Source organism: Paenibacillus contaminans, from assembly GCF_003285015.1.
Taxonomy (GTDB): domain Bacteria; phylum Bacillota; class Bacilli; order Paenibacillales; family NBRC-103111; genus Paenibacillus_V; species Paenibacillus_V contaminans.
On the sequence record NZ_QMFB01000043.1, the window covers coordinates 46,945 to 64,193 of the forward strand.

At 55.5% G+C, this 17,249-nt stretch carries 9 protein-coding genes; 8 read left to right on the plus strand and 1 reads right to left on the minus strand.

Annotated elements, in window-relative coordinates; translation table 11 throughout:
• Window positions 1-14 precede the first annotated feature (14 nt).
• The 8 genes from DQG23_RS37800 to DQG23_RS37835 all read left to right on the plus strand — a co-directional run bounded on the left by DQG23_RS37800 (window position 15) and on the right by DQG23_RS37835 (window position 15,858).
• Window positions 15-2,621 (plus strand): Rgp1 domain-containing protein, encoded by a 2,607-nt coding sequence (locus tag DQG23_RS37800; protein ID WP_113036231.1) that lies wholly within the window; start codon window positions 15-17, stop codon window positions 2,619-2,621.
• A gap of 380 nt (window positions 2,622-3,001) precedes the next feature.
• Window positions 3,002-3,364, plus strand: a complete 363-nt coding sequence (locus tag DQG23_RS37805) for an ArsR/SmtB family transcription factor (RefSeq protein WP_113036232.1) — start codon at window positions 3,002-3,004, stop codon at window positions 3,362-3,364.
• Between the two features lie 202 nt (window positions 3,365-3,566).
• On the plus strand, window positions 3,567-6,074 hold the full coding sequence (locus tag DQG23_RS37810) for a heavy metal translocating P-type ATPase (RefSeq protein WP_113036233.1): 2,508 nt from the start codon (window positions 3,567-3,569) through the stop codon (window positions 6,072-6,074).
• A 583-nt stretch (window positions 6,075-6,657) separates the two neighbouring features.
• A complete protein-coding gene (locus DQG23_RS37815) occupies window positions 6,658-8,997 on the plus strand; it encodes a helix-turn-helix domain-containing protein (protein ID WP_113036234.1) in 2,340 nt (779 codons plus the stop codon).
• 411 nt (window positions 8,998-9,408) lie between these two features.
• Window positions 9,409-10,365, plus strand: a complete 957-nt coding sequence (locus DQG23_RS37820) for an ABC transporter permease (RefSeq protein WP_113036235.1) — start codon at window positions 9,409-9,411, stop codon at window positions 10,363-10,365.
• 12 nt (window positions 10,366-10,377) lie between these two features.
• A complete protein-coding gene (locus DQG23_RS37825) occupies window positions 10,378-11,250 on the plus strand; it encodes a carbohydrate ABC transporter permease (protein ID WP_113036236.1) in 873 nt (290 codons plus the stop codon).
• 77 nt (window positions 11,251-11,327) lie between these two features.
• Complete coding sequence (locus DQG23_RS37830; protein WP_113036237.1) at window positions 11,328-12,878, plus strand: extracellular solute-binding protein; 1,551 nt, start codon at window positions 11,328-11,330, stop codon at window positions 12,876-12,878.
• Between the two features lie 136 nt (window positions 12,879-13,014).
• The gene (locus DQG23_RS37835) at window positions 13,015-15,858 is read left to right on the plus strand and encodes a discoidin domain-containing protein (protein ID WP_113036238.1); all 2,844 of its coding nucleotides are present in this window, start codon (window positions 13,015-13,017) and stop codon (window positions 15,856-15,858) included.
• Window positions 15,859-16,136: 278 nt separating this feature from the next.
• Here the strand turns inward: DQG23_RS37835 and DQG23_RS42430 are convergent.
• On the minus strand, window positions 16,137-17,249 hold a 1,113-nt coding region (locus DQG23_RS42430), incomplete at its 5' end, for a hypothetical protein (protein WP_202866002.1).

Genomic DNA, 17,249 nt, shown 5'->3' on the forward strand with positions numbered 1-17,249 from the left:
AGGAGGAACCATCAGTGGTAAAAAGACGAACTTTATTCATTCGACTCTCCGTTGCCATGACACTGCTCGCTTCCACGGCAGCGCCGCTTGCGGCGCCTGCTGCGTATGCAGGAAAGGAAGGCGTCTTCGTTTCGAGCGACATCTACTTTACGCTGGACAATGTGGCATTATTCCCCGGAGCCGACGATCAAACCGTGCGGTTCGGCATCGAGCTGGTCAACGGTTCGCAGTCGGCATTCGATTATAACGGGTACGGCGTGCGTCTCGTCGATGCGGACGGCAACAGCTATTCCGCGCAGCTTGCCGAGCGGTCGCAAGCGCGCGTTTCGGGGGGAAGCTCCTCCAAGTACAAATATACGGCGTCCATTCCGAAAAATATCGCAGCGGATCAGTTGAAGGTCGATATTTTCGCGTGGGATTTCAGCAAAGCTTCTTACATGCGCGATTTGGGTATGCTTTCGGTGGCGGCCATTCCCGTCGATCATACGCAAAAAGGGCAAATCGTCGTTAACCTGCAGGATGTGAACGCATCGCAGCCTGACGACGCCATCGTCTCCTTCGAGCTGTTGAACGGGTACAAGGCATTTTCGAACGGAAGCTGGTATTTGTACGCGAACGTCGTTGCGGAAAATCTCAGCTCCGGCAGCCTCAAGCTGCCAAGCGAGCTGTCCTTCGACATGAAGGACACGGAGGGCTTGACGTATGCGCTGTCGTCCGTAACCGGCGCGGACCGAACGCTGCTGCCGCATCAGCGCAGCATGCTCGTGCTGCAGCTCCCGCTCGGAGACGGAACGTCGAACGAGCCGCTTACGCTGGAGCTGATCAAGAAGGCGAGCGGCACGGGCGGAAACGGGTCTTCCCAGTCCGGAACAGGCGGTACGGGGACGGGTGGTACGGGAACCGGTACGGGCGGTACGGGGAACGGGACCACCGGAACCGGAACAGGGAACGACGCGTCCGGAGGCTCCTCGTCAGTCAATACGGAGGCGGAAGTGCTGGGTACGATGAATCTGGCAGACTCCATAAAGCAAGCGCAGGCGGGCGAAACGATCGCCTATCCGGGCGTCGGCGGCAGCGCCTTGTCGATGGTCACGGAGCGGTTTTCCGTCGTTCCGATGCAGGATGGCACGCAAGTGACTGGAATCTTCACGCTGAAGAACGAAACAGAAGGCGTGCTGCCGGTGCCGAGCTTAAGCGCGGGCTACCAGATATCGCAAAGCACGCTGTCCGTCAATGCGGCGGACAACGCGGCAGGCTCGCATCCGGCGTATTTGGCCGGGGGAGAAAGCACGACCTATTCGTTTACCGGCACGCTGCCTAAAGGCATAGACGCTTCGAGCATCCAGCTCGTCATTTGGGAGAAGGCGTCGGCGACCGCGTCGCTGCCGGTTAATGTAGTCGGCGTTCCATCCGGAACCGGCTCCGGTTCGACATCCGACGGCGTGTATACTTCCGTAGGACGGCTCGCGTTTAAAGTGAACTCGACCTACCGACTGATGACCGAATCGGGAGACGACGTCGTCATGAGCGAGATCGAAGTACGGAACAACGACAGCAAGGTCGTTACGCTCCCTGCGGCAAGCGCCTTGTATGGCGGACTGCAGATCGGCTCGTATGACGCGCCGGGCAAAGCGATATATTTGCAAAGCTCGCCGCTGCTTAATCCGGGGCAGGCGACGACGGTTTACGTCTATACGAAATTACCTTACGATACGGAGCTTGCCGGCGGCGGAAATGTATACCTCGGCGCGACCGATACGAAAACGACCCCTGCGGCGAAGACGGAGTGGATCAAGCTTCCGATCGGTGCGAAGCTGTCGGCGCCTGCGGAGGCAAGCTTAAGCGGAGAGTGGATGATCAACAAGAACGGCCAGCTCTCGACAGGCAAAGTAGTGGAAAGCAAAGTTTACGACGTCGGCACGCAGAAAATGATGGCGGTCCGCATTTTGCAAACGAATAAAGCGACCCGGAACGGTTCGGTCATCCCTTACATAGGCTACGCTGCGGATGCGAACGGCAACGTCTGGACGCTCAAGACGACGGAAGAGACCGTCAAGCTCGGCAAGGACGGTCAAGAGCTTACGACTTTATGGGCGACGCTTCCGGCAGGCGTAAGCACGGATGACTGGCGGTTCGTGTTCGGCTCCAAGCTGGATGCCGATGTCTTTACGGATGCGCAAAGCTATGCGTTCGCCGTCTCGCCGGAAGCCGGTTTGACGGGCGGGCAGATCAGCAGGGCGTCGCTGTATCCTTATAATATAACGATGAATAACGCCAAGCTGCTTCTGAACGGCAACGGCACGTATGAGGTATCGTTCGATTACATCCAGGAAGGGCAGAGCGGCATCAGCGGCGTTTCCAAAAACCGTTCGCTTCAGCTGGTCCTGCAAGATTATAACGACGAGACCGTCAAGTCGTGGGAGTATGCGCTTGAGAAGCCGCAAGCTGCGGGTACGGGCGCTCTGACGGCGCTGGAAAGCGGCAAAACGAATAAAATGTCGATTGCGCTTAACGCCGTTCCCGACCTGGCTGCGCTGATCAACGGTCCGAAGCTCGCCGTGTACGAGAAATTCGAAGGCGGCACGCGGCTTATCGGCAAAATCTCTTTATCCTTGTATTAAAAACGAGCCGCCTTCGGGCGGCTTTCTTTCGTTTCGCCGGAAAGGACGCCGGTTCTCGCCGAACGCTCTTGGAGGAAGGCAGTTAATGTAGAGAAGGTAATGATGCTTACGTTACCGGTACCAGTGAACATTCACGGAAGAAGCGGCTAATGAGGCAAGGGTTACCGGACCTGGTTGAACGTCGTTTGGAAGAGGAGGCTAATGAGGCAAGGGTTACTATTAGTTTCGTTCTCCTAATCAGTCTGCTTCCGCACTCGAATTTGTAGGCGAATAATGAATTTGAATTTGGCCGAGTTGGGTAGAGGGGAGCCGATGGTGGACGCGGGTCGGCGTTATTCTATATAATGAGGACAGTGGTTGCAGCAGAGGCGGTGTTTAGCTTGGAAAAAACGATGAACGATCAATGCGATGAAACCTGCGGCGGATCCGAGGATGCGGCCGAGGTCAAAGGGAAAATGATTGCCGACGATACGGCCGGCGGTTTGGCCGAGTTGTTCAAAGCGCTCGGCGATCCGACGCGCGTCAAGATCATTTATGCGCTGCTGCAAAAAGAGCTGTGCGTGCATGATCTGTCCGTCGTGCTCGAAATGGGGCAGTCGGCGATATCGCATCAGCTGCGGTATTTGCGAAACTTGCGGATCGTCAAACGGCGTAAGGCTGGGAAGACCGTGTATTATTCGCTGGACGACGGCCATATCGAACAAATATTCGTACAGACGCTCCAGCATTTGAAGCATGAATAACCTGCAGACAATTGGGAAACGGTAGAAAGATAATACGTTCAAGAGGAAAGGCGTTACGCTGAAGCGTACCGCTTTTTTGGCATGCCGGAAACGAAAAAATATATATGAATATTTGTTCATATATTATTGACAGTTGCGGAGGCAAGGAATATGATGGAACTATCATATGAATATGTAATCATATATAAAGGAGCAATTTCAAATGGCTTCTAAAGGACATAAACATGATCATGAGCATCATGGGGCGCATGGTCACGGCCAAAATAATTCCGGAGCATGCGGCTGCGATCATGAGCATGACGGTCACAAAGATGACCATGGAGACGGACATAAGCACGGCCATGAACATGCCGGAGCGTGCGGCTGCGGTCATGAGCATGAGGGTCACAAGCATGACCATGTCTCTGCGGACGATCGCGTCCCGACGGAGCTTCCTTCCTGCGGCTGCTGCGATCACGGCGCCGGCGGACATTCGGCTGCCGAGGACGTGGCGTGCGCGGCGGAAACGGCCGGCGGTTCCACGGTGCAGCGCTTAGGGCTTGTAGGCGCAGCGGGAGGCACAGTCAGCGTGTTCCGCATAGACGGGATGGACTGTGCGGATTGCGCGCGCGGACTGGAGAAGCGGGTCGGCGCGCTGCGCGATGTGGCGCGGGTCAGCGTTAATTTCGGCGCCGCCAAAATGACGGTCGAGCACGGGGGCAAAGCGGAGGAAGCGATCGTGCAGACGGTAAAGCAGGCCGGCTATACAGCGTATGAGCAAAAGGGCAGGCAGGTTCCCGCAGCGGTTAACGAAGCGTCGTTCTGGAGCAAAAACCGTAAAGCGGCAAGCACTGCGATTGCCGGAGCGTTTTTTGCCGCCGGCTGGCTGTTGTCGCTGACCGGGGCCGGCCCGGAAGTTTTGCCGACATTCCTGTATGCGGCGGCGATCGTCTGCGGCGGGTACCGGATCGCGAAGAGCGGCCTGTACGGGCTCAAGTCCGGCACGATCGGCATGGATCTGCTGATGACGATCGCGGCGATCGGGGCCGCGGCAATCGGCGAATGGGCGGAAGGCGCCGCCGTTGTCACCTTGTTTTCGCTTGGCGAAACGCTGGAGGCGCTCACGATGGACCGGACCCGCCGCTCGATCCGCGGGTTGATGGAGCTTGCGCCGAATGAAGCGCGCATTCGCAGAGGCGGACAGGAATCGATGCTGCCCGTAGACGAGATCGTAGTCGGGGATGTGATGATCGTCAAGCCGGGCGAGAAGCTGGCGATGGACGGCAAGGTCGTCTCCGGGCGATCGGCGGTCAATGAAGCGCCGATTACCGGAGAATCGCTGCCCGTCGAGAAAAGCGCGGGAGATGAAGTGTTCGCCGGAACGATCAACGAATATGGCGCGCTCGAGATCGAAGTGACGAAGCTTGCGACCGACAACACGCTGGCCCGCATCGTGCACATGGTGGAAGAGGCGCAGGCGCAAAAAGCGCCGTCCCAGCGGTTTGTCGACCGGTTCGCCAAAATATACACCCCGGCGGTCATCGCCGTCGCTGCGGGTATTGCGATCATACCGCCGTTGCTGTTTGAAGGATCGTTCCAGGAGTGGTTTTACAAGGCGCTGATGATGCTGGTCGTATCGTGTCCGTGCGCGCTCGTCATTTCCACGCCCGTCACGATCGTATCGGCGATCGGCCGTGCGGCCAGAACCGGCATTCTGATCAAGGGCGGAGCGCATTTGGAACGCCTTGGCGCGATTTCTGCGATCGCCTTCGACAAAACCGGTACGCTGACCGAAGGCAAGCCGCAGGTAACAGGCATTTATCCGCTCCACGGACAAGAGGAAGGCGAGATGCTGGCGTTGGCTGCGGCGGTGGAGCGATATTCGGAGCATCCGCTTGCCAAGGCGATTGTACGAAAGGCTCAGGATGAACGGCTGCAGGTGCCGGACAGCGGAGAATTCCGTTCCGTACCGGGAGGCGGAGCGATAGCGCTCATCGGCGGAATGGAGTACCGGATCGGCAATCCTCGCTGGGTTCGCCAGGAGCTCGGACTTACACCGGACTATGAAGCAGCAAGGATCACGGCGCTGCAGGATGCCGGACAGACTGTCATGCTGCTGGCATCCGGGCATCGCGTGGAAGCGCTGCTGGCTGTCGCCGACACGGTTCGCGGGAACAGCGCGGAGACGATCGGGCGCTTGCGCGAAGCAGGCGTCGGGCGCGTCATCATGCTGACCGGCGACAACGCGGGAACGGCGCGCAGCGTGGCTCAGCAGCTCGGCGGCATCGATTACCGGGCGGAGCTGCTGCCGCAGGATAAGGTAACGGCGATCCGCGAGCTGCTGAAGGAGCATAACGGGGTTGCGATGGTCGGAGACGGGGTCAACGATACGCCGGCCCTTGCATCGGCGACCGTCGGCATCGCCATGGGGGCTGCAGGCACGGACACCGCCCTGGAGACTGCGGATGTGGCGCTCATGGCCGACGATCTCGGCAAGCTTCCCGAGGCAGTAAGCCTAAGCAGAAAAGCGCTGCGCGTCATCAAGCAGAACATCGCTTTTTCGCTGCTCGTCAAAGCCGTGTTTCTGGGGCTGATTGCGGCGGGGTATTCGTCGCTATGGCTCGCCGTGCTGGCGGATACCGGCAGCTCGCTGATCGTTATCGCAAACGGCATGCGCCTCTTGCGCGCGCCGAAGCAATCTGCCGCCGCAGGCGAGTCGGCGCGCGGCTAAAGGCGGACGCAGGCGCATATAGACGAAACGCAGAACCTATATGGACGCATATTCGAAATTGCTCCCGCGGAGCAATTTCTTTTTTTTGCGTTCGGAGGCATGTAGCGTTAAACGGCTATGCCGGATACATACCGTTTCCTTCTGCGTATAAGCATTCTGGAAGCAGAGCCGGCGAACAGGGGTAACAATAGTTCGAGCCAAAGCCGCAGATTATTGCCGCTTTGCCTCCAATTACCAATTCCATCCATTTGCCGCGAATTGTGACTCATGTTACCTTATTATAGGATTGAACTTGCTTCTTTTTTACGAAGTTTATCGATAACACTACCTTCGTTCGAAGACGCTAAGCGTATCCTCCGCTGATTGTTCGAGTTCCCGGTAACGGGTCTATCCCAAGCTTATGCTCACGAAGCCCTTTGTTTCGAAAGCGTTTTAAAAACGGCTCCGGACCTTCGGTAACGACGCTGGAGCTACAGACTCGGAGCGTTGACCGTGGGGAGAGCGCGCGGTTGCATGTTCATCAAAGACTACGGCCTGACGATCGTAAACGTCCGGTCTACTAGAGACCGGAGGGGTGTCCGACATGATTAGAAAACTAAAGAGCATGCTTCGATCGGGCGTGTTCGACAATGCCAAAAGCGGATTTTACCGCAGAAGCTTTGCGGTCGTCCTGCTCATTACAAGCTTGCCTACGGCGCTGCTCGCCTTTGCGACCTACTATGTCGGCACTCAGCAGATCGAGCAGGAAGTAAACCGGGCTCACCAGGTGCGGCTGCAAAATACGGCCGACAAGCTGAACAACCAGCTCTCTCAGCTGGAGAAAACGATCGCCATGTGGACGTTCGATCCGATGCTGAAGGCGAGGCTCGGCAGCATGACGGTCGAAGCAATCGAGAAAAACCACGAAATGCGCAGCGATCTGGCGCAGTCCCTGCTCGTCATGGGCAGCTCCAGCCCTTTGCTGCGCGAAGTCCGGCTATACATTCCCGGGTCGGAGTTATACATTTCTCCGCTCAGCTTTAAAGTCATCGTCCCGCTTGAAACCCGGGAGGAAATCGAATATTACGCATCGCTGATGCAGAATGAAAAAAGCCGTTATTGGACGAACGTTTCCGGCTATTTGTCGCTCGTGCAAAAGCTGCCGGAGCGCTCGCCCTACGGCTATTTGCTGGCCAGGTTCGACGAGGCGGCGATCAACGCCCTGATTCAGACCGATAACGAATTGAAGGGAACCGCTTTCCTGCTCAAAGAAAACGGCGTCTGGCTCGATCCGGCGATCGGCGAAGAGCCTGACAAGCATCGGTTCGATTATGCGCTGAAGGAGAAGGTGAACGGCGAAAAGGAGAGGTCGGGTTCGTTCTTCATCGACTGGGAAGGGGAGAAATATGCCGCTTCCTACGGGACGATCGAAGCGACCGGGTGGACGTACGTGTCCGCCACGCCTTTATCCAAGCTGACGCAGCCCGTCATTACGATGTCGCGCGCGCTGATCGTCATCGGCTGCCTCGGCGTGGCCGTCGCGGTTTTTCTTTCCTGGTTCGCTTCGCGCAAGCTGTACCAGCCGATCGTCAGGCTCGTGCGGCTGTTCCGTTCGGAGAAGACGGAGACGGCCGATATCGTCGCCAAGGACGAGCTGGAGTTCATTGAGCGGCAGTGGCAGTTTCTGAGCAGTCAGAGCAAGCATCTGCACGAACGGCTGGAGCAGCATCTCGTATCGCTGCGGGAGCTTTTCTTGTTCCAGCTGCTGCACGACCATCTCAGCCATCTGACCGAAGACGATCTCCGCAAGCGGATGGAGCAGTACGGCTGGGAAGTGGAAGGGAAGACGTTCGCGCTGCTCGTCGTGAGGCTTCTCGGCTTCTCGAGGCTGCAGGACCGTTTCGCCGACGGCGACGAGCAGCTGGTGACATTCGCCGCGGCCAACGTCATCGAGGAGTTGGCGGACAGCATCTTTACGCAGGCCGAAGTCATCAACGAACAGGATTTGTCGGTCAGCGTGCTTGTGCTGCTGCCTGCCGGCGAGTCCGACGGCGAAGCCAAAAAACAGCTTCTCGCCTTCAGCGAGCATATGATCCATACGTTGTCGGCCGTGCTGAAAATGAACGTTATGATCGGTCTTTCCCGGCGGTCCGAACGGTTGACCGATCTGCCTCAAGCTTACGAGGAAGCCGGCCGTTCGTTCCGCTACCGGAATTTGCAGGAGATCAATCAGGTGCTGGACGTTGAAGCGATGATCGTAAGCGGCCCGCAGACGGTCCCATATCCGTTTGCAATGGAAAAGGAGCTTGTCCGCTGCATTCGCGCGGGCGAGAGGGAAGAGGCGCTGCGGACGGTAGACCGCTTCGTCTCGGAGCTTTCGGCAAGCGGCGAAACCGAGCTTGTCGTCCGTCAGGGCGTGCACCAGCTGCTTGGCGTCGTGCTGCACCATATCATATTATCGGGTATGAGTCCGCAGTCGCTTTACCGGGGGGCCGATCTGTACGAGGAGGCGGGCGGGCTGCGCGAACCGGACGAGATGGCGTTCTGGTTCCGCGACAAGCTGGGCGTGTACATGGACGCGCTCGCGGATACGATGCGCAAAACTCAGGACAGCCTCATGATCGAGACCGTCGAGAAGGTGATCGCCCTGCTGCAAGAAGAATATGCCAAGGACATTTCGCTCGAAACGTACTGCGACCGTCTCGGCATCAGCAGCTATAAGCTTAGCGCCGGCTTTAAAGAGGTGACGGGCGTCAATTTTATCGATTATTTGACGAAGCTGCGGCTCGACAAATCGAAGGAGCTTCTGCTGCACTCGAACGAGAAGGTGAACGATATCGCCTTCCAGGTCGGCTACCAGCCTTCCTACTACTACCGCGTATTCAAAAAGCACGAGGGCGTCACCCCTTCGCAATACCGCGACATGTACAAAGAAAACGGATAGCGGAAGAGCCTCCTGTACGCAGGGGCTCTTTTTTGAAATCTCAGAAGACTTCCCGGTAAACGCGCCTGTCCTTAGCTTAAGCTTACGAAGCCGCTTTCTTCGAAAGCGTTTGGGACGGCGTAGTCGTTTACACTTGCCGTTGCGAACCGTGGTCCGTCCGATCCGGCCGCTGCCCGGCATGGCTGTACACATAGCGAAAACCCTTATACATAGCGGCTTTTCGGCGCCGAGTGCACTTTCTTAGAGGAGAGTGCACTTTTTTGCGTCCGCGGAAAGTGCATATGGGCCGACTATCCATGCACACGTCTGCAAACAATGTGCACACGGCACAAAAGTTTGATGTTGTGCGGATGCCGAACCGCCGGGTATAGTCTGGCTTACCGGAACAAGATAGGAGTGGAGGTTGTTTGCATGGCAGTTACATCGTTGAATAAGCAGTCGCTCGGCAAACGGACGGTATCGGGGTCGCTGAAAAAGCAATCGTTCCGAAAACATCTGTGGTTTTACTTGCTGGCTGCTCCGGGCGTCGTTTACTTTCTTCTTTTTCATTACGTACCCATGTGGGGCGTGCTGCTCGCGTTTCAGGAGTACAGCCCGTACAAAGGGGTTTTCCAAAGCGAATGGGTCGGCTTCGACCATTTTATCCGGTTTTTCAAGGATCCCGCGTTTTTCGAGCTGTTGAAAAATACGCTTTTGCTCAGCTTCTACAATTTGTTCTTCTACTTTCCGTTCACGATTTTGCTCTCGCTGCTGCTGAACGAGGTGCGATCGACGCTGGTCAAACGGTTCGTGCAAACGGTCGTATACTTGCCCCATTTCGTATCGTGGGTCATTATCGTCGGCATTACGTTCATTTTCTTCGGACCGTCCGGCGTGCTCAATCATTATTTCGAAATGTGGTTCGACGGCAAAAACGTGCCGTTCCTCATGAGCAACGACTGGTTCCGTCCGATGATGGTGTTCCAGCAAATTTGGAAGGACGCGGGCTGGGGAACGATCATCTTCATGGCCGCGCTCGCCGGCATCAATCCCGAGCTTTACGAAGCCGCGAAGGTCGACGGGGCCAACCGCTGGCACAACATTGTGAACATTACGCTGCCGGGCATCCGCAGCACGATTATCGTCCTGCTCATTTTGCGGCTCGGCTCGATTCTGGATTCGAACTTCCAACAGGTGTTTCTCATGTGGAACACGTTTAATGAAAGCGTTTCGAACGTCTTCGATCTGTATGTGTACAAAGTCGGCTTACAGCGGTTCGAGTTCAGCTTCAGCGTCGCGGTCGGGTTGTTCAACTCGGTGGTCGGCTTGATCCTGATCATGATTGCGAACTATATAGCCAAGCTGTTTAAAGAAGACGGCATTTTCTAAGGAGGTGGCAGTATGAGTCTGCGGCGCATTTCACTATTCGATATCCTCAACGGTCTGTTTCTGTTGGCGCTCACGCTTGTCGTCATTATCCCGTTCTGGTATATGCTTGCCGTGTCGTTCAGTCCGGTCAGCGAGTCGCTCGGCGGCAGATTTTATTTGATTCCGAAGGAATTTCTGCTTGAAGCGTACCAATATTTGTTTTCCACCGACCGCTTCATGAAAAGCATCGGCAACAGCATTTACATTACGGCCGTCGGCACGGCGTTCAACATTATCGTTTCGATCACCTTGGCGTATGCGCTTTCCAAAAAAACGCTGCCGGGCCGCAAGTTGATTCTTCTCATGATGCTGTTTACGATGGTATTCAGCGGCGGCATGATCCCGAAATATTTGCTCATCAAATGGCTCGGGCTGCTGAATTCGTATTGGGCGCTCATTTTGCCTGCGGCGACGAACGCGTTTACGATTCTCGTCATGAAGACGTTTTTTCAAAATTTGCCGGAAAGCCTCGACGAGGCGGCTCGCATCGACGGGGCCGGCGAAGTCCGCATATTGGTTTCCGTCGTCATTCCGCTGTCGATGCCGATTATCGCGACGTTTTCGCTTTTCTTCATGGTGTCGCACTGGAACGAATTTTTCGGGGCGATCATTTATTTGAGCGATAATGCCAAATGGCCGATCCAAGTGCTGCTGCGGCTTATGGTCGTCGTCGGGGAGACGAAGATCGGGTCGGAAAGCACCCTCGACTTCGAGATGGTCAGCAAGGTCGGCGACAATGTCAAAATGGCCGCGATCATCGTGGCGATGCTTCCGATCGTCGTCGTGTATCCGTTCCTGCAAAAGCATTTTGCAAAGGGGGCGATGCTCGGCTCGATCAAAGAATAGGCCGGTTTACGCTCCACAGGCTTGACGGAACGGGTAGCATGCCATCCTAATTACATCCGATAAGGGGAGTTGTTCAGATGAAAACGAATAAATGGGTCTCCGCTGCGCTTGCAACGACACTCGCGGTAAGCGGTCTGGTCGGCTGCGCATCGAAGGAAGAAACGAAAACGGGCGACGGCGGCAAATCCGCCGCGGAAAGCGCCAAACCGGCCGAGCCGACGACGATCAAGGCTCTGGCGATTCTGTCCAGCGGCGAGCCTCCCGTACTCGAGAACAACCAGGCGTTGAAAGAGATCGAGAAACGCGCCAATGTCAAGCTCCAGGTCGAATTCGTGCCGGGCGACGTCTATACGGACAAAGTAAACATCGCCATCGCGGCGGGCAGCCAGTACGACATGATCCTGATGACGGACGGCAAAGACGATAAATTCGTTAAGCTCGTTAAACAAGGCGCGTTTCACGATATTTCCGCGCTCGTGAAGGAATCCAAAGACCTGCAGCGCATCCCTCAGTATACGTGGGACAACACGACGGTCGACGGCAAGGTGTTCGGCGTGCCGAGACCGCGCGCCATTCATGGCGGCGGCAACGCGAACTTTTTTATCCGCAAGGACTGGCTGGACAAATACGGCCTCGCGGTTCCGAAAACGATCGACGAATTTACGAACGCGCTCAAAGTGTTCAAAGAGAAGGATCCGGCAGGCGGCGGCAAAACGATTCCGCTCGTCGCAGGGCCGTTCACTTCTTCTTGGTACGGCTCGCTCAACCCGATCGGCTTCGGTTTCGGCTTGCCTTACACGTACAAGGTGGACGGAGACAAAGCGTCGGCTTATTTCCAACAGCCGGAATATAAAGCGTATCTGGACTGGATCAAAATGGCATACACGGGCGGCTTGATCGATAAAGACGCGCCGGTGCTCAAAAGCGGCCAAGTGCAGGACAAATTCCTGTCCGGCGTAGCGGGCGCATGGGTGAACAACGTCGGCTTGCTCAACGAGAACAAGCTGGCCACGATCCGCAAAGCCGATTCGAAAGCGGAAGTCGTCGGCATCCCGTCGCTGACCGGACCGGAAGGCAAAACAGGCGTTCAAATGATCGAAGGCTACTTCGGCATTTGGGTCATCCCGTCCAACGTGTCTAAAGAAAAAGCGAAAAAAATCGTCGAATTCCTCAGCTGGAGCGCGTCCGACGAAGCGACGGTTCTCGGTAAGGCGGGCGTAGAAGGCGTCCACTACACCAGCTTTAACAAAGAGCTGAACGTGGCGGAACGGACCGACGAACAGAAGAAGCTCTACGATAAAGAGAAGCCGAACCTGCTTATTTTGCAGAACGACTACACGAAATACTATTATGTCGACTCGCAAAAGCCGGAAATCCAACAAGCGCAAAAAGACGTGCTCGATGCGTTCGACAAAATCGGCGTGGCGAATCCGTTCTTGATGTACTTGTCCGAAACGAACGGCAAAAATCCGGACAACACGAAAAAGATTACCGACGCGACCGTCAACTACGTCATGGGCAAAGGCGAATGGAGTGCGGTTCAGGCGGAGATCGACGCATGGGGCCAAGGAATCGGCGCGACGATTCTGAAGGAATATATGGATCAATATAACGCGAACAAGAAGTAACTGGCGGCTTGAGCGCACGTTATAGCAAAACCGGTATGGAGTGACAGCCATGTCCGGTTTTTCTTTTTCTGCGGCCCGGGGGATATTGCAATAAGAGGACAAGGCTTCTGTTCGCATTGGGGAAAGGGGTATTGCTATGAATAAAAAAAACGTTACCGGTCAATCGCCGCATACCGTCAAATTCCACGTATCACCAACAGGAAGCATGACATCGAACGGCGAGCTTCATGATCCGGCTTCGATCAGCCGGGCGCAGGAGTTAGTCAGGCATGCGGTTAAAAATATGACCTCCAATATTGAAGTGTTCGTAGAAGGCGGAGTCTACTATTTTGACCAACCGTTGGTTTTCACAAGAGAAGATTCGGGCAAAGGCGATTTCGATGTCATTTGGAAGGCGAAGGACCTTGGCAATAAGCCCGTTTTTTCCGGCGGCAAGCTGCTTGACGGCAAATGGGAATTGCATGATCCGGATAAGAACATTTATAAGCTTCAAATAAACGACCCGAGCTTTATCACGCGCGATTTATATGTAAACAGCGAACGATGCGTACTGGCAAGGAGCAGGGACAGCGTGATCGGTTTGCAATTCGATACCGAGCAAGCCGCATATGAAGCAACATCGCCCGGCGGCAGCGGAACGACCGCGGGATTAGGTCTGCAGGGCTCCGTTGCAGACGCTGTAAGAGAATATGGGGATATCGGTCAGCTGGAAGCCGTAAGGAACGTTCGGTGGAGACATTTTGTCGTTCCGGTGGAAAAAGTGGAGCATGATATCGTATATATGTCGCAAACGGCTTGGAAAAACGCTTCCGCTACCGATCGCGTGCACTACGACTGGAACGGCGCCTCATGGCGCAAGTATGGCGGCGGGGTCGATTATTTCCAAAACGCGTACGCGTTATTGGATCAAAAAGGCGAGTTTTTCCTGGACAATACGAAACATATCCTATACTACATCCCCAGAGACGGACAAAACATGGAAACCGCCGAAGTGATAGCGCCTGTTTTGCAGAAAATAATGGTGGTGGAAGGCAGAGATACGGCGGGCATTACAACTCCGCAACCAGGCAGGGAAAAGGGCGGAATCGTTGCGGAGAAAATAAGAAACATTGTTTTTGACGGCATTGCGTTTCAGCATAATACGTTTTTGAGACCGGGGACTGCCGACGGGTATGTATGTACCCAAGCCGGGCATACATTAACGGGTCCTGAAGAGGACGGGCCGTTCTCCGACCCTTGGGGAAGCTATGCCGCTCCTCCTCACGGCGCGGTTTATGTCAATTCGGGCGATCGTATACAATTCGTAAATTGCGAATTCGCCAAGATCGGGAGTACCGCTTTAATCGTGACGCACGGCAGCCGGAATTGTGTCGTCACTAAGAATACATTTACCGATCTTTCAGGCGGCGCCATCTATTTGGGGGATGCCAAGCATACTAGCGATACGGCACCGGACCCGCATCAGGTAGGGCCTCATTTTTCAAAAACGGGCATACTGGAGCCTCCGATCGTTCCGCTTGAGGAACGGGAGCTTTCTTACAACAACACGATCTCTTATAACTTGGTGGAATGGACGGGGAAGCAATTTCCGGATACCGTAGCGATATGGGCCGGCTATGAAATCGGTTTGCGGCTTGTGCATAATACCGTTCAGCATGTCTCGTACACGGGCATTAATGTCGGCTGGGGCTGGCGCGAAACAGGACGGGAAAGCCGGATGCGCGATAACTATATTGCGTACAACCGGATTACGGATTATTTGCTTAAAGAAGCGGATATGCATGACGGCGGCGGGTTGTACATGGTGAATGCGATGCCGGGGACGATTATAGAGTACAACTACTTCAATAACCGAACGGGTATAGGAAATGCGGTTTATTTCGATGCCGGCTTGGATTATGCGGTGCTGCGCCATAACGTTATGACTCGTATTCATCATAAATGGGTTTCCGCCAATGTGAGCGCTTTTCATCGCGGTATGGTCGCGTACGATAATTATACGGAAAAAGGCTACGAATCGAGTCTCCACCAGCATACGTTCGACGGCGAATATACGATTATGGGCGACAACTACATTCATACGAAGGTGCTGCCGGAAGAAGCGATTCATATAGCGAAAAATGCCGGGCATGCGGCGCCTTACGACGATAGCGCGATCGATTTTTTATATTATAATCTTGCTGAAGGGCGGAACGTCGCAAGATCGTCCGACTTAAGCGATGCCGGGCACTTGGAACCGAATCCTTGGCTTGAGGCGGATTTGGGCGAAAGTAAACCGATTCATTCGATAGAGCTGCGTTATGTGCAGGAACCGGCGGAACAAGACCGGCTAACGGATTTCTATGTGTTTATTTCCAATCATGAGTTGAGGAATAAAACGTTAACGGAAATTTGGGGAGATCCTCTGGTCAACCGAACGGAAGTTCAAGAGAAAATAGGAAACGAACCGAGCGTAATAAAAGTAGCGGACGGCGTTAAAGGGCGGTACGTTCGACTGCAATTCAAAGCGGCAACGAGCATGCCGAGTCCGGAGGAAATAAAAATCAATTTGAATACGGGCGGCAGCGCTATTCCTTATCTAAAGGATACGAATTCCAGCTTCAATAAATCCCGGCAAGAGGATACTGCCTATGACATCTATACCCGCGGAACGGAAGTTTCCTCCGTCCTCCTTGACGGGAATGAAATTGCGGCAGACGCATACGAAGCGGTAAATAAAAAGCTCATTAGGAATGCATTTCTTGCCCCGGAGAAAATAAGCGAATACTTGGCTTCGGTCGGTGAAACGAACAAATGGTATCCTTATGTAAAAGCGACTTTGGCAAGCATGCAAGAAGCGCCTGCAACGGAAACTGGAAAAACGATAACACTTGACAAACATGTATGCGCGTCGCTTGAAACCGGTAAACATACCGTTACCATAAGATTTGAAAATGGCATGGAGTTGGCTGCCGACTTGGATGTGTGTGAGGATGTTTAGGTACCAAATTGATTTGGCGATCGGGAGTGGAATCTGAATAATACGGTCAACGGAAGAGGAAGCGGTTAGCTTTAGAGGCCGGTCGGGTTATCGCCGGACTATCGCGGCGACGTATTTTTCAGGCACGTTTAAGTGTAAGCAAGAGCCAGGTCCGGATGGGCCTGGCTTTTGTTTGCTGCATGAAGTTAGCAGGGAAGGGGCTAGCCGTCTCCGCAGCGGGAACCGGCGCTAAACCGTACGATAAATGGCTGGCGGGGCGTAAAATTACGAGCGCCGCATCAACCGATCATCGGCATCGGTACCTCAATGCGGTGGACGCCCTTAGGCTTATAGCCGAGCTCGCCGCTCAGTCCGCATACGTCGGCCAGCAGGTACAGGATGGACAGCCACATTTCTGTCCCTTGCAGCCCCGGAGCATCCGATGGCTCAAGCGTAAAGCTGAAGCCTTGCCCCGGAATCCAACTCGTCAGGACGCGTTCCATCTGCTGCTCCGCCCATTGCTCGATTTCGGGCCGGCGGTAGTCGGTTTGCTTCAAGCATAGCCATAACGGGTGGATGACGTCGAGCACATTGCAGGCGTTGCCAAGATTCGACCGGAAAAAAGCGGCGTTGCGGCTGTGCGCGAGCACCGTATCGATCGCGGCTTGCGGATAGGGCAGCGGCACGCCGAATTGTGCGTAGGTAGCGCGGGTCAGCCGATAGAAGCCGTTGACCGGCTGCAGCCACAACTCCTTAGGCGTCGGTTTGCCCCACAGCCCGGAATACGGGTCGGCATGCAGGAGCAGCCAGCCGAACAAGGCGTCGGGCGTTTGCCGCGACCCGAACTGCTTTCGGTTGAAATATAGTCCGGTTGCATATGCATCGATCCAATCGCCGCAGCTCCATGCATTCGTTTCCCACGGCAGCGCGTCCAGATGACGGTACAATGCCTCCGCCGTCATATCCTCGATGACGCGGATAGGATGGAGGAACGACGCGTCAAGCGTTTCGAGCGCATAGCCTACCGCCAAAATATGATAACGTGATAAGTGGTCCGACATCCTCGCCGGATCGTTCGTTTGCGGATCCGGCAACTTCCAAGGGTCCGGCAGCAGCCCGGTCGCCGGATCTTGGAAGCTTTGCAGCTTGGCGACGAGCGGCTCGCGGCCGAAGCCGGGCGGCAGCCCGCCGAACATCGCGGCAAGCTCGATCGCATCGCACCAGGCCCGCACGGTGCGTACGGAGCCGGGCTGGTTGCGGTAATGCGGCTCGCCGCCTTCGTCCGCGAGGCAGCGCGCCAGCAGCTCCGGCAGCTGCGCAGCGGCCTCGGCGCCGAACCGGCGCAGCCGCACGGCCAGCGCCTGGCGGCTGGCGCCCCGGCCGCCGTCGCTCGCAAGCGCCGCCGCGCGATC

Coding starts and splice junctions, on each gene's coding strand:
- DQG23_RS37810 (WP_113036233.1), top strand. CDS start 3,567: ATGGCTTCTAAAGGACATAAACATGATCATGAGCATCATGGGGCGCAT.
- DQG23_RS37820 (WP_113036235.1), top strand. CDS start 9,409: ATGGCAGTTACATCGTTGAATAAGCAGTCGCTCGGCAAACGGACGGTA.
- DQG23_RS37830 (WP_113036237.1), top strand. CDS start 11,328: ATGAAAACGAATAAATGGGTCTCCGCTGCGCTTGCAACGACACTCGCG.
- DQG23_RS37825 (WP_113036236.1), top strand. CDS start 10,378: ATGAGTCTGCGGCGCATTTCACTATTCGATATCCTCAACGGTCTGTTT.
- DQG23_RS37815 (WP_113036234.1), top strand. CDS start 6,658: ATGATTAGAAAACTAAAGAGCATGCTTCGATCGGGCGTGTTCGACAAT.
- DQG23_RS37835 (WP_113036238.1), top strand. CDS start 13,015: ATGAATAAAAAAAACGTTACCGGTCAATCGCCGCATACCGTCAAATTC.